The 12,686-nt window shown below is 35.1% G+C and carries 13 protein-coding genes; 1 reads left to right on the top strand and 12 read right to left on the bottom strand.

Translation table 11 applies throughout. The features are described from left to right. Window positions 1-4: 4 nt before the first annotated feature. The 5 genes from CD30_RS13565 to CD30_RS13545 form a co-directional block, all read right to left on the bottom strand. Window positions 5-730: an exonuclease domain-containing protein gene (locus CD30_RS13565; protein ID WP_036177913.1), complete on the bottom strand. Its 726-nt coding sequence runs from the start codon at window positions 728-730 to the stop codon at window positions 5-7. A gap of 64 nt (window positions 731-794) precedes the next feature. Then, complete coding sequence (locus tag CD30_RS13560; protein WP_036177912.1) at window positions 795-1,754, bottom strand: DUF294 nucleotidyltransferase-like domain-containing protein; 960 nt, start codon at window positions 1,752-1,754, stop codon at window positions 795-797. A gap of 166 nt (window positions 1,755-1,920) precedes the next feature. Continuing rightward, window positions 1,921-3,216: an ammonium transporter gene (locus CD30_RS13555; protein WP_036177911.1), complete on the bottom strand. Its 1,296-nt coding sequence runs from the start codon at window positions 3,214-3,216 to the stop codon at window positions 1,921-1,923. Between the two features lie 444 nt (window positions 3,217-3,660). Next, the gene (locus tag CD30_RS13550; RefSeq protein ID WP_036177910.1) at window positions 3,661-3,879 is read right to left on the bottom strand and encodes a hypothetical protein; all 219 of its coding nucleotides are present in this window, start codon (window positions 3,877-3,879) and stop codon (window positions 3,661-3,663) included. Between the two features lie 117 nt (window positions 3,880-3,996). Beyond that, window positions 3,997-4,230, bottom strand: coding sequence for a hypothetical protein (locus CD30_RS13545; protein WP_036177909.1), 234 nt, complete (start codon window positions 4,228-4,230; stop codon window positions 3,997-3,999). 274 nt (window positions 4,231-4,504) lie between these two features. Here CD30_RS13545 and guaC point away from each other — a divergent pair, with 274 nt between their 5' ends. After that, window positions 4,505-5,488: a GMP reductase gene (guaC, locus tag CD30_RS13540; RefSeq protein WP_036177907.1), complete on the top strand. Its 984-nt coding sequence runs from the start codon at window positions 4,505-4,507 to the stop codon at window positions 5,486-5,488. 131 nt (window positions 5,489-5,619) lie between these two features. Here the strand turns inward: guaC and ehuA are convergent, their stop codons facing one another. From ehuA to CD30_RS13505, 7 genes are all read right to left on the bottom strand, one after another. Next, window positions 5,620-6,435: an ectoine/hydroxyectoine ABC transporter ATP-binding protein EhuA gene (gene ehuA / locus CD30_RS13535; RefSeq protein ID WP_328286139.1), complete on the bottom strand. Its 816-nt coding sequence runs from the start codon at window positions 6,433-6,435 to the stop codon at window positions 5,620-5,622. 15 nt (window positions 6,436-6,450) lie between these two features. Beyond that, window positions 6,451-7,173 (bottom strand): ectoine/hydroxyectoine ABC transporter permease subunit EhuD, encoded by a 723-nt coding sequence (gene ehuD, locus CD30_RS13530; protein ID WP_036177905.1) that lies wholly within the window; start codon window positions 7,171-7,173, stop codon window positions 6,451-6,453. Then, a complete protein-coding gene (locus CD30_RS13525) occupies window positions 7,173-7,799 on the bottom strand; it encodes an amino acid ABC transporter permease (RefSeq protein WP_036177903.1) in 627 nt (208 codons plus the stop codon). Before CD30_RS13525 ends, ehuD begins: the two co-directional genes overlap by 1 nt. Before the next feature lie 151 nt (window positions 7,800-7,950). After that, a complete protein-coding gene (gene ehuB / locus CD30_RS13520) occupies window positions 7,951-8,871 on the bottom strand; it encodes an ectoine/hydroxyectoine ABC transporter substrate-binding protein EhuB (protein WP_036177901.1) in 921 nt (306 codons plus the stop codon). A 53-nt stretch (window positions 8,872-8,924) separates the two neighbouring features. Beyond that, on the bottom strand, window positions 8,925-10,367 hold the full coding sequence (locus tag CD30_RS13515) for an aldehyde dehydrogenase family protein (RefSeq protein WP_036177900.1): 1,443 nt from the start codon (window positions 10,365-10,367) through the stop codon (window positions 8,925-8,927). A gap of 21 nt (window positions 10,368-10,388) precedes the next feature. Then, window positions 10,389-11,429: a homoserine dehydrogenase gene (locus CD30_RS13510; protein WP_036177899.1), complete on the bottom strand. Its 1,041-nt coding sequence runs from the start codon at window positions 11,427-11,429 to the stop codon at window positions 10,389-10,391. 14 nt (window positions 11,430-11,443) lie between these two features. Next, the gene (locus tag CD30_RS13505) at window positions 11,444-12,685 is read right to left on the bottom strand and encodes a M20 metallopeptidase family protein (protein WP_036177898.1); all 1,242 of its coding nucleotides are present in this window, start codon (window positions 12,683-12,685) and stop codon (window positions 11,444-11,446) included. Between the last annotated feature and the right edge of the window lies 1 nt (window position 12,686).

Below are 12,686 nucleotides of genomic sequence, written 5' to 3'. Positions count from 1 at the left end.
ATTATTACATTCTGGCAAAACGATGATACACATCATTTAAAGTTTCACACCCCATTTGTTGTACTCTCTCAATATAAATACTCCAAATTTTTGCTGTCATTTTTGCATCACCTAACGCATGGTGTCGATTTTCAATAGGAATATTATTATGACTACAAAGATTATCTAATGTCGTCATGGTCATAATTTGTGGCTCTACAACTTTATACAAAAATGATGTGTCTACAATTCGTTGCTTAAATGGCGTACGTAATATTTTATTACTAAAATGCTGCAAAAAACTTCTTTCATGATTCGCATGATGCGCCACTAATGTAGAGTTTTGTGTAAATTTGAAGAATTGAGTTAATACTTCTATAATTGGCGGTGCATCTTTTACTTGTTCCGTTGTAATACCTGTTAACGTTTCAATTTCTTTTGAAACCTCTTTATCATATTGAACGAGAGAATAAAATGTTTCATTTTCTATAATCTCTTTACCAGACATTTTTGTAGCACCTAAAGAAAGGATACAATCACCCTTCTCTGGTGAAAAACCAGTCGTTTCGATATCAAATACAACGACATTTAACTTATTTAAATTGATATTCATGACATCTTCCTGATTCATCTCTTTTTGTAAATGTCTTAAATAAGCAATTTGTTGAGGATTTTGCGTTTCACCAATTCCACCTACTGATCTTCTCGATTGTATACCCCTTAACATTTGCATAAATGGTTCAAACGCCATAATAAACACCCTTTTGTTTAGTCTCGATTGAAGACTTACTTTTAATAAATTAACGATAATCTCATTAGCCTATAAAGTTCATTGATATCACTGCATCGTGAAGTCTTTTACCATCTTTTAATATTTGTTTTATTTCTTTACGCTGCTCTTTTGATAAGTTTTTAATATTCAAATAATGTGTATCATCATAAGTAGAAGCATTTAATAGTGACATACGGTATTTAATTAAATTAGAAAAATGTCCCTCACAATTTTTTAATAATGATGTATACTCTTCTTTTTTTACTAACTTACCCATCCGATCTAATGTGGACGTTTCATAGATATTCTCTTTAATTGAAAGCAATCTTATAGAATTTACATAGGGTATAAACGCACTATATTTCAAATTTATACACCCCTGATATACTCCGTGCGGTTCAACAATAATTTGACCAAATGGACCAATTACATTTTTTGCGTGTTTCATATTTGCTGCAAATCGTTTAAGTATTTTAGGGTGATGTTGTTTAAAATCAAAAATAACCGATTTTAAATGATGGATATAATACGTATTTCCAAAAAGTACTCGTGCATCAAAAAATATTTGTAAATATCTTATGACTTCCCAGCTTTCATTTTCCATCCAATCCACCAATTGTGTTTCCCAATCTTTTAACGATTTGCACCAAATAGGATTGGAACTCATAATATTCCCGTTACAGTAAGGGTATCCTACGAAATCAAGTCCAAAAGCTATCTCCTCACCAAGTTCCTTAAAATATAAATCATTTATTTGATTAGAAACTTCATATACAATGCCATGATCTTGATCACTTATTAAGCCCTGTTCTAAACGACCTCCACTTCCTGTGATAAACCAAGAAAAGCTGCAGGGTGGCGAGTCCATTTTCATTTTCCCTTTTGCTACCTCTAACACTTTTAGCATCACTTGATCATGAAAATCATTAAGAGAAACGCTTGTATCTATGTAAGAGGAAATATATTGATTCTTCCATTGTCTTATTGATTCATACGTTTCCATGAGCCACTTCCTTTTTTTACGTTCGGAAACTTTGATTATACGTTTCTAACACAAGCCTCAGTTTCATTAAACAAGATAGGAAGTTGTTTTTACAACTTTTATCTACCAAAAAACCTCTGTGACAAATTTGAAACAGAGGTTTTTTATATACTATGTTTTAATGAAATTATTTATCTTCTGTAGTTGCAGCTGTTGTTAATTTTGCTTCTTGTTCCATATGTTCAGGATAACCGTAGCTACCGTGTTCACTAATATCTAGACCCATGATTTCTTCTTCTTCAGAAACTCGAAGTCCAATTGTCATATCTAAAACTTTTAAAATAATGAAAGATACTACAAATGCATATGCACCAGAAGCAACAACACCTAAAGCTTGAACACCTAATTGCTCGAAGCCACCACCGTAGAATAATCCTGGTAGACCCCATTCGATGTCAACAGAAAGAGCTGGTACAGCGAATAAACCGTTTGATAATGTACCCCAAACCCCTACAGTACCATGAACTGATAATGCAGCGATTGGATCATCAATTTTAAGTTTTTCAAATAGTTTCATAGAGAATACTACCATGATACCACCGATTGCACCGATAATTACCGCAGCCCACGGTTCAACGAAACCACATGAAGCTGTAATTGCAACTAAACCTGCAAGAGCACCATTTAATGTTGTTGGAACATCAGCTTTACCTGTTACTGCCCATACTGTAAACATTGCTGCAACAGCACCAGCGCCAGCAGCTAATTGTGTATTTAAAATAACAAATCCTAGGAAGCCATCTGCTACACCAAATGTTGATGCACCGTTAAATCCAAACCAACCTACCCAAAGGATTAATACACCTAATGCAGTGTAAACTTGGTTATGACCTAATAGATTGTTAGAAGAACCATCTTTATTATATTTACCAATACGTGGTTTTAAAATGATTGTTGCAGCTAATGCAGCCATTGCACCAGTTAAGTGAACAACTGTTGAACCAGCAAAGTCTTGTTTGCCGTGTTCAGCTAACCATCCGCCACCCCAAATCCAGTGAGCAACGACTGGGTAAATAAATGCTGAGAATAATACTGCAAAGATTACATAAACTGATAATTTCGCACGTTCAGCAAAACCACCAAATGCGATTGTTAACGCAACTAACGCGAACATTACTTGGAATGAGAAGTCTACAGCTGGTGTTAAACCACCATCAGCAGCTGAAAAGTCTCCATAGAAGAAGCTTGATAATCCGATAAATGGATTTCCTTCACCGTAAATAAATCCATATCCAACCGCCCAGAATACTAATGTTCCGATACCAGCTGTGAAAATTGTTTTACCAGCAATATGACCGGCGTTTTTCATTCGAGTGGAACCTGCTTCTAATAATATGAATCCGCCTAACATGAAAAATACTAAAATTGCACCTAGAGCTACCCACAGGTTATCCATCAGAACAACAACTGCATCCAAATCCATAAAACATTCCCCTTTCTGTAGTGAAAAGTAAACATGTTACGTTATATTATTCTTTCATGTGATGAAATGTAACATGTATTTTATAGCTTTATTTTAACCTATCTATAAGCATTGTCAATATTGTTTTGAATATCAATTTGCGATAAGTATTATCTAATGTAAGAATTTATTACATAAAAACCAACCGTCTTTCAATGTGAAATATTGTAACATCAACCTTTGAAACGCTTACATATTTTTCATTTCTTTTGAATAATTTAACAATTAGCGTACCCTTTAACTAAACTAATTTTCATTTTTTTCTAAAAATAAATACTTTTAACTGTTTACGAGAGGTTGCTCCTTTTTGTATTTTTATACTTCTTTTTTACTACACATCTTACATAATTCAGCAATAAAAAAAATTCCCAAAAGTCATTTTACACCTTTGAGAATTTTTTCGAATTAATTTAAATGGATATCGGTGTGATAGCTTGGAAAGATATATATTCCGTCAATTAAATCTATATCGTAATGTTTTTGTCTAAATTTTGAATTATATACGTATTCCATTAGTATAATTTCTTCGTCAGTTACATCACATAGTACACCAGAGATGGATAATCCATTTTTAAAAGCAACACCAATAGGCTGGCCAACCAAGGACTTTATTCGATCATTCATGATATTAGCCCCCTTATATTCTAGATTATGACTATGAACATAAAAGAGCTGTGCGATTGCCTTTCTACTTATATATAAAAAAACTCCGTTCATCATTATTCGAACGGAGTAGTGGTATCATTTTTTTCTGTTTCCTCTCATTAACTTTTCAAAACGATCCATCATTGGATCTTTTTTCGGAGTGAAATGAAATGGATTCTTCTCCATTCCAAACTCCTCATTTTGGTTTGCTTTAGTAAAAACGCTTAACTTGTCTCCAGCCGTTGCTGTTGGATCATTTATAATGCTTTCTTCTTTACCATCAAAATGAGGGGTTGCCTCTACATGTTGGTTGTCTGTGTCTCTTGGCATAATTTCATCTCCTTTGATTTTTAATATGACGAAGGAAGATGAGAATTATGCAATATTTTTTTATAAATGTTACTTTTTCTATCATAAATCAAATTTTATCCAGAAACGAATGTTGAAATCTTAAATTTATAAATTTCTTAACATAGTCCAAACTAAATTTACGTTTTTTTATAATAAATGCTTTGACATCAGAAAAAAAATACGTTAAATTACGTAAGGGCGAACAATAATAGCCTTATTTTAAAAAAATATTCGTTTTTTCGAGGTGTATATGATGGATAATGTATTTGATTATGAAGATATTCAACTAATTCCTAATAAATGTATCGTAAATAGCCGTTCTGAATGTGATACTTCTGTAATGTTTGGTGGATTTAAATTTAAACTTCCTGTTGTGCCAGCAAATATGCAAACAATTATTGATGAAAAAATTGCTGTTATGTTAGCCGAAAATGGTTACTTCTATATTATGCACCGTTTCAATCCAGAGACTCGTGCAGATTTTATTAAAGATATGCATGCACGTAAGTTAATCGCTTCTATTAGTGTAGGTGTTAAAGAAGAAGAATATAAGTTTATAGAACAATTAGCAATCGAAGATTTAGTTCCTGAATTTATTACGATTGATATTGCCCATGGTCATTCTAATGCTGTAATTAACATGATTAAGCATATTAAAAATCATTTACCACAAAGCTTTGTTATTGCAGGTAATGTCGGTACTCCGGAAGCTGTAAGAGAATTAGAAAACGCTGGTGCAGACGCAACAAAGGTTGGTATTGGACCTGGTAAAGTTTGTATTACAAAAATCAAAACAGGCTTTGGAACTGGTGGATGGCAATTAGCCGCGCTACGCTGGTGTGCAAAAGCTGCTACAAAACCAATTATAGCTGACGGTGGCATTCGTACTCACGGTGACATCGCTAAATCTGTTCGTTTTGGTGCATCTATGGTAATGATTGGTTCTTTATTTGCCGGCCATGAAGAGTCACCAGGTCAAACGATTACAAAAGATGGAAAAATGTTTAAAGAATACTTTGGTTCTGCATCTGAATTCCAAAAAGGTGAAAAGAAAAACGTTGAAGGTAAAAAAATGTATGTAGAGCATAAAGGATCATTAAAGGATACTTTAGTGGAAATGGAACAGGATTTACAATCATCCATCTCTTACGCTGGTGGCAATAAATTAGAAGCTATCCGCACTGTAGATTATGTTGTCGTAAAAAATTCTATTTTCAATGGTGATAAAGTATACTAAATCGATTTTATTAACTACCCATTATAAAGATAAAAGAAACGAATAGATTTATTCATAAATCTACTCGTTTCTTTTCATTTCTTCATAAAATGAACATCTATTTATACGTAATGTCCTCATGTTTTTAACACCTATGCTTTTCTAAATCTACGTAAGAACGATTGAAGACGTTCATTTTTAGAATGTTCTAATACTTCAGATGCTGTTCCCTGTTCTGCGATAACCCCTTGATCTAGAAATAGTACTCTATCTGCCACATTTAAAGCAAAATCCATTTCATGCGTGACGAGTACCATTGCCATATCCTCATTGCGAGCAATATCACGAATTACTTCTAATACTTCTCCAACTAGTTCTGGATCTAAGGCAGAAGTGACTTCATCAAACAACATGATTTTAGGACGCATAACCAATGCCCGTGCCATTGCAACTCGCTGTTTTTGACCGCCTGATAGCTGAGAAGGATAATTATTTAGTTTATCACCTAACCCTACTCTTTCAAGCATCTGAATAGATCTTTCTCGAACTTCTTCCTTATTTTCATTTTTCACATGAATTGGTGCTGCCATACAATTATCTAAAATTGTCATATGGGGAAATAGATTAAAATGCTGAAATACCATTCCGATATCCCCTCGTACCTCTCTTAAATGTTTTTCATTTGCTCGGACTAGTTCACCCTTCTTTTCCATCTTCCATAGGTTTTTATCCGCAACAAAAATATCGCCTGACGTCGGTTCTTCCAAGGTCATTAACATTCGAATAATAGTAGTTTTTCCAGATCCACTCGGACCAATCACTGCTATTTTTTCTCCTGAGTGGATATCAAGATTAATCCCCTTTAAAACATGTACATCTCCAAAGGATTTTGTTACATCCCGATATTTTACAATAGCCTCACTGTTTTTCAGCTCTTCTTTCGTTTTTAAAGTTAAGTTTTTAACCAATAGAATGTCCCCCCTCTAAATGGATACCTTCAAATTTTTCTTTCTCGCTTTCTTTAATAAAGCATTTTTATCAAATCTTGTATTCATCTTTACTTCAAGTTTTTTAATAAGTATTGAGGATGGATAACTAAGTGTTAAGAAAATAATTCCTACAATTGTTAATGGTTCTAAATAAGCAAAATTCAAAGCACCATAGGAATTAGCCATGTATAAAATTCCACCTACGCTGATTGTCGATGCAATCGGAACTTCTTTGAACATAATAATGAAATAATTTCCTAGCATCGGTATAGTTGGGGGAATTGCTTGTGGTAAAATAATTTTTTTCCATTTATCTAATGTAGAAAAGTTCAACGCTACTGAAGCTTCCCATTGTCCTTTATCTACACTTTCAATACCTGCACGATAAATCTCACCTATATACGTACTATAATGGATTCCAATTCCTAATACCGCGCAAGTAAATGGCTCTAATGTCACACCTACGACAGGCAATACAGGTAATGCATAAAAGATAAAGAATAACTGAACTAAAAGAGGGGTTGATCTGATAAATTCCATAATCCAAGTAACAATCCAAGTAAAGTATTTACTTGGTACACTTCGAAGAATAACCCATACAAATCCAAAGATTAAAGCAAATGCAAAGCAGGCAAATGTTAAACCTACTGTAATACCTAGTCCCTTTAATACAATTGGTAATGCTTCAAAAAAGGTTTCCCATTTCCAATTATTCATCAGCTTGCCACCCCTCTCTTAGCAATACTTTCTCCTTTTCTAGTTAACCAAATCAACGGAAGCGCTAGAACGAAATACATAATTAATACCGCAACATAAATAAGTGGTGCTTGTGATAAATTTGTACTTCTCATAATATCTCCGTAGTATAAAATGTCTCTCATACCAATTAAAGATACAAGTGACGTCGCTTTCATCATTTGAATTGTATAATTTCCGAACTCCGGTAGCATCATGCGAACAGCTTGTGGTAATATGATGTACCGCATTCTTTGAAAGGAGGACATGTTTAAGGCAATACCAGCTTCCGTCTGTCCTTTATCCACAGCTAAAACGGAGCTTCTTACAACCTCAGATAAATAGGCGCCATAGTTTAGCCCGATGGCAATAACTCCTGTCCACCAATTTGACCCTAGTTGAATTCCGAATAACATTGGTATAGCGTAATATAGCCAAAAGAGCTGAACTATTAATGATGTGCCACGGAAAACTTCAACATATACACCTGTAATACCGGTTATTACTTTATTTTTTGATAGTTTAGACAATCCTGCTATAAAAGCCATAAAATATGCAATTAATGCAGAAACAACTAATACCGAAACGGTTATACCAAGACCTCTCATGAGCTGAGGAAATATGTCAATTAAAGTGCTAATATTAGATCATTCCCTTCTCTCTCATCAATTAATATCTTATGAAAAAATAGGGACAGCTTATTATGAAAGAAGCTTGTCCCTATTAATCTAGCAATCAATCATTTTACAAATAGTAGAATTAACTCTGACCTGCACAAGCTTGTTCAGTTGTAATCTCTCCTACTTCTACCATATTACTAATTTCACTAAAGCCATTTGCTTCTAGTAGTTCTGCTATCGTGCCATTCTCTTTCAGTTCTTGTAATTTTTCATTATATGCATCACGTAATTCTTGATCTTCAAGATTAAAGGCTGCAGCACCATAGCTTGGTACGCCTTCAACATCTGGTTGTTCAAATGTTTCAACAAACTCTAACGCATCCGTTCCTGCAGAAACTAACGCCATTTTTACAGTCATTTCAGTTCCTGTTGTAGCATGAGCACGCCCTGCTTGAACAGCAGAGAATGTAGCAGGGATATCTGGAGCTGTAATAATTTGATCAGGACTTACACCTTCTTCTTGTAAAAAGCCAATTTCCGTTGTCCCTTCCATTACAACAACTTTTAATTCTGGATTTGCAGCGATATCTTTATAACTTTGGATATTTTGTGGGTTTCCGGTTTGAACGATTAAACCCTCACCATATTTCATTTCTGGTTCACTAAATAATACTCTCTCACAGCGATCAGGATTGATGGCCATACCTGCAGTAATAACATCGAATTGTCCTGCTTGCACACCTGGGATTAATTGACCAAAATCAGCTAATTGTGCTTCCACATTTTCAATGCCTAATTCTTTAAAAACAGCTTTTGCAATGTCAACATTAGCTCCCTTTAATTCACCATTTTCTTCATATGCATATGGTACCTCATTGGCAAAACCAATTTTGACTGTTCCAGCTTCTTGTAGTTTCTCTAATTTTGATGGTTCACTTGCTGTTGTAGTTTCAGAAGAATCATTTTCCTCTGCTGGTTCACTAGATTCACCAGGTCCTCCACAGGCAGCTAATACAAGGATGACTAATGTAGTTAATAGCATTAATACGTGTTTTTTCATAAAAACCCTCCTCCAAATAAAATTCTATTTAAAATGTCATTAAATAGCGGTTATTAGGTTTTACCTATTTTAAAGCACACTACTTTCAGCTCAGTCATTTCTTCAATTGAAAAGGAAACGCCTTCTCTACCAATTCCAGATCCTTTAATTCCTCCAAATGGCATAGAATCGATTCTAAAATCACTACTATCGTTTACCATTACACCTGAGTATTCCATCTGTTTAATAGCTTTAAAGGCTAAGTCAATATTTTTAGTAAATATTCCTGCATGCAATCCGTATTGAACATTGTTAGATTTTTCAATTGCTTCATTTAAATCTTCTACTCTATCTAAAATGACTACTGGTCCAAATAGTTCCTCTTTCGATATCTTATTTTCAGGGTCGACGTTTGTCAGTATAGTCGGATAATAGTAAGCGCCTTTTCGTTGACCACCACAAAGACAAATTGCACCTTCAGCAATAGCTTCATTCACTAGTTTTTCTACACGGATAGCTTCTTTTTCTGTTATAAGTGGTCCCATATCTGTTAGTTCACTCATTTTATCGCCAACCTTATACTGATTCGTCCGATAAACAATCGCATTTTCAAATTCTTCATAAATATCATTTTCTATATAAACCCGTTGGACTCCTAAACAATTTTGTCCGGCAGCCCAAAAGGCTCCTGAAACAATGGAATCAACAGCTTCCTTCAAATCAGCATCTTTCAATACAATACAAGGGGAATTTGATCCAAGCTCCATACTTAGCTTTTTCACTCCAGCTTTTGAAGCAATATCATTGCCAGCTTTATTTCCACCAGTAAAAGAAATCATTCTTACCGATGAACTTGTCACAAGTACATTTCCAATCTCACTTGAATAGCCAGTTAAAACAGAAAGGATTTTTTTTGGTAATCCCGCATGCTCAAATGCTTCTGCTAATAAAAGTGCACTTAATGGTGTAACGGTAGCAGGCTTTATAATAATTGCATTTCCTGCAGCAATGGCCGGACCTAGTTTATGAGCTACTAAATTAAGAGGGTCGTTAAAGGGTGTAATTGCAACGATTAAACCAACAGGTAATCGTTCATAATAACCGACTCTATTTTCGTTGCCCTCCATTTGGTCAAAAGGAATCGTTTCACCCTTAATACGCCTTGCCTCTTCCGCACTTAAGCGAATGGTTTGAATACATCGTTTCACTTCTTTTTGAGCTTCTCGAATCGTCTTACTACTTTCTAATGCAATCGTTTCTGCAAACACATTCTTTCGTTCTTCAATCCAGTTTGCAGCATTATTTAATATCGTCATCCGTTCGTAAGTTGAGAGATTACTAGCAATTTTTGCACCAATGACGCCTTCTTCAATTGCAATTAAGGCATCATCTTTGCTCGCGGCGGGAACCTTTGCGATAATCTCACCGTTTTGTGGATTTTCAACTTCAATCATACTTTCCCGCCATACCCATTCACCAGCTAACAACATCTTTTTACTTAGGAGTGTTTGTTCCATTAATTCTCTCCTTTCTTGCATCTAAAGTTGTCTACGATGAATATTAATTAAATCAATCAAAATCGAAAAACCTGTTTCAGATTTACCTGCACCCGCCCCTATTAACGTAACTGGTCCTAATAAATCACAATGATAAGAAATTGCATTTGTAGCACCGTTAATACTTGCTAGCGGATGATTTAAAGCTATCATTTCTGGTTTAACAGAAGCGGAAATACCGTCTGACGTTTTCATTAACCGAGCAATTAGCTTCCATCTTTTACCTTCATTTTTTGCCTGCTCGATATCCTTATTTGTTAAGCGAGAGATTCCCACTCGTTCTACCGCATCCATTTTTATAGGATAATTTAGTAAAACATTTGAAAGAATGACAATTTTATATAACGCATCATAGCCTTCAACATCATTTGTTGGATTTGCTTCAGCATAGCCTAGTTGTTGAGCTTCTTTTAACGCTTCTTCATAAGAAAGACCCTCTTCCATACGTGTCAGCATATAATTCGTCGTACCATTGAATATCCCTTGAATCTCGGTTATATCATTACCTGCTAATGATGTTGTTGCCATCCTTAAAGCAGGTGTTCCACTCATTACTGAGCCTTCATAGCCCCAACGTACTTTATTTTGTTGCGCAAGGGTATTCAGTTCCTGAAATGCCAATGCAACAGGACCTTTATTACTCATAATGACATTTTTCCCATGGTTAAAGGCGTGTTTACAATGATCAATTGCTGGTTGACCAGTTTGAACATCAGTAAATGTTACTTCAACAATCGTTTCTGCATTTGTATTTGCAATAGTTTCAAAGCTATCCAATCCTCTAATAAGACCTGGATAATCCGGATATGCATCAAATGATCCTGTTTCTTTAATGACTTTCAATAAATCCTCAACAGAAAGACCTTCTGGATGATAAACGGAGCCTTTCATTAAATCACTTACTGCTACAATGGAAATATTTAAACCATACTCATTTTCTAATTGTTGTTTTTTGTTTAATACGATTTCCGCAAAACCTTGGCCTACAACTCCAAAACCTAATAATGCCACTCGGTGTTCCAAATATACTCCTCCAATCATGAAGCGAATAAGTTTTCTTTTTTAAATCGTTTTTCTGGTAACTTGGCATTTCCTAATAGATAATTTAATAATGTTTGCGTCAAAATGGCTGCGCCAATTGGTAAACACCGTTCATCAATATCGAATATTGGTGTATGTAAATCCCGTTTTACACCATCTGGATAGGCACATCCTAGGAAAATCATAGAACCAGGTGCTTCATAAGTCATATGAGAGAAATCTTCCCCACCTAAACCAAATGGAACTTCTTCAATTTTCATCAAGGGGTATAATTCTTGAGTTGTATTTTTCAGCACCGCATTTACTTCTGGATGATTATATAATGCCGGCTCACCATGAGTGATTTTTAACTCATATGTCCCTCCAAATGCTTCAACAATTGAAAATGCCTTATCTAATTTTTGTTCTAAACTACTTCGAACAGTCGGTGTGTAGCTGCGCATTGTACCTTGTAAAAACACTTCAGTTGGTATGATATTACTAGCTGAACCACCCTTTACTTCACCAACACTAATAACCGCCGCATCAAGTGGTGAAATATTTCGAGCTACGATTCCATGAAGAGCTTGCAATACAGGACCTAGCATCCAAATTGGATCTGTACCTAAATGTGGGTATGCACCATGGCCACCTGAACCATGTATCGTCGCTTGAAATACATCAACATTCGCCATACTATATCCATCATGGATGAAAACTGTTCCTACCTCGCGCTCCGGATTCATATGAAGAGCTACAATTGCATCAATATCTTTTAGTACACCTGCTTCAATTAAATAAGGTGATCCCGTTTTACCATTTGCATCTGTATTTTCCTCAGCAGGTTGAAAGATGAATTTCACAGTGCCTTGAATAGTAGTTTTAACAAATAGCTCACCCATTAGAGTTGCTACAGCTATTCCAATGGAAGTGTGAGCGTCATGCCCACAAGCATGCATGACGCCATTATTTCTTGAACGAAAGGAATGGGTTGTTTGTTCGACGATAGGTAATGCATCTATATCAGCTCGGATAGCTACTGTTGGACCAATTCCTCGCGTTAATGTTCCGATTACAGCTGTCTCTACACCGATTCCTTTCTCAACCTTCATACCTTCAATTTTTGATAACTGCTCATAAACAAAGTTAGAAGTCTCATATTCTTCAAAACTTAGTTCAGGGTTTTCATGAAGCTGTCTTCTCCATAGAACTAATTGTTCAGACAACTGATTTACTCGTGAAAGGATGTCTATTTCCATA

The organism is Ureibacillus massiliensis 4400831 = CIP 108448 = CCUG 49529, assembly GCF_000772965.1.
Lineage (GTDB): Bacteria > Bacillota > Bacilli > Bacillales_A > Planococcaceae > Ureibacillus > Ureibacillus massiliensis.
Note: the sequence above shows the minus strand (reverse complement) of the source record. Positions and strands in the feature narration are given on the sequence as shown.

Bases quoted from the DNA above. Each gene is read 5' to 3' on its own strand.
- CD30_RS13505 (WP_036177898.1), bottom strand. From the start codon at position 12,685: ATGGAAATAGACATCCTTTCACGAGTAAATCAGTTGTCTGAACAATTA.
- CD30_RS13545 (WP_036177909.1), bottom strand. From the start codon at position 4,230: ATGCCAAGAGACACAGACAACCAACATGTAGAGGCAACCCCTCATTTT.
- CD30_RS13555 (WP_036177911.1), bottom strand. From the start codon at position 3,216: ATGGATTTGGATGCAGTTGTTGTTCTGATGGATAACCTGTGGGTAGCT.
- ehuD (WP_036177905.1), bottom strand. From the start codon at position 7,173: ATGAATAATTGGAAATGGGAAACCTTTTTTGAAGCATTACCAATTGTA.
- CD30_RS13550 (WP_036177910.1), bottom strand. From the start codon at position 3,879: ATGAATGATCGAATAAAGTCCTTGGTTGGCCAGCCTATTGGTGTTGCT.
- guaC (WP_036177907.1), top strand. From the start codon at position 4,505: ATGGATAATGTATTTGATTATGAAGATATTCAACTAATTCCTAATAAA.
- CD30_RS13515 (WP_036177900.1), bottom strand. From the start codon at position 10,367: ATGGAACAAACACTCCTAAGTAAAAAGATGTTGTTAGCTGGTGAATGG.
- ehuB (WP_036177901.1), bottom strand. From the start codon at position 8,871: ATGAAAAAACACGTATTAATGCTATTAACTACATTAGTCATCCTTGTA.
- CD30_RS13565 (WP_036177913.1), bottom strand. From the start codon at position 730: ATGGCGTTTGAACCATTTATGCAAATGTTAAGGGGTATACAATCGAGA.
- CD30_RS13560 (WP_036177912.1), bottom strand. From the start codon at position 1,754: ATGGAAACGTATGAATCAATAAGACAATGGAAGAATCAATATATTTCC.
- CD30_RS13525 (WP_036177903.1), bottom strand. From the start codon at position 7,799: ATGAGAGGTCTTGGTATAACCGTTTCGGTATTAGTTGTTTCTGCATTA.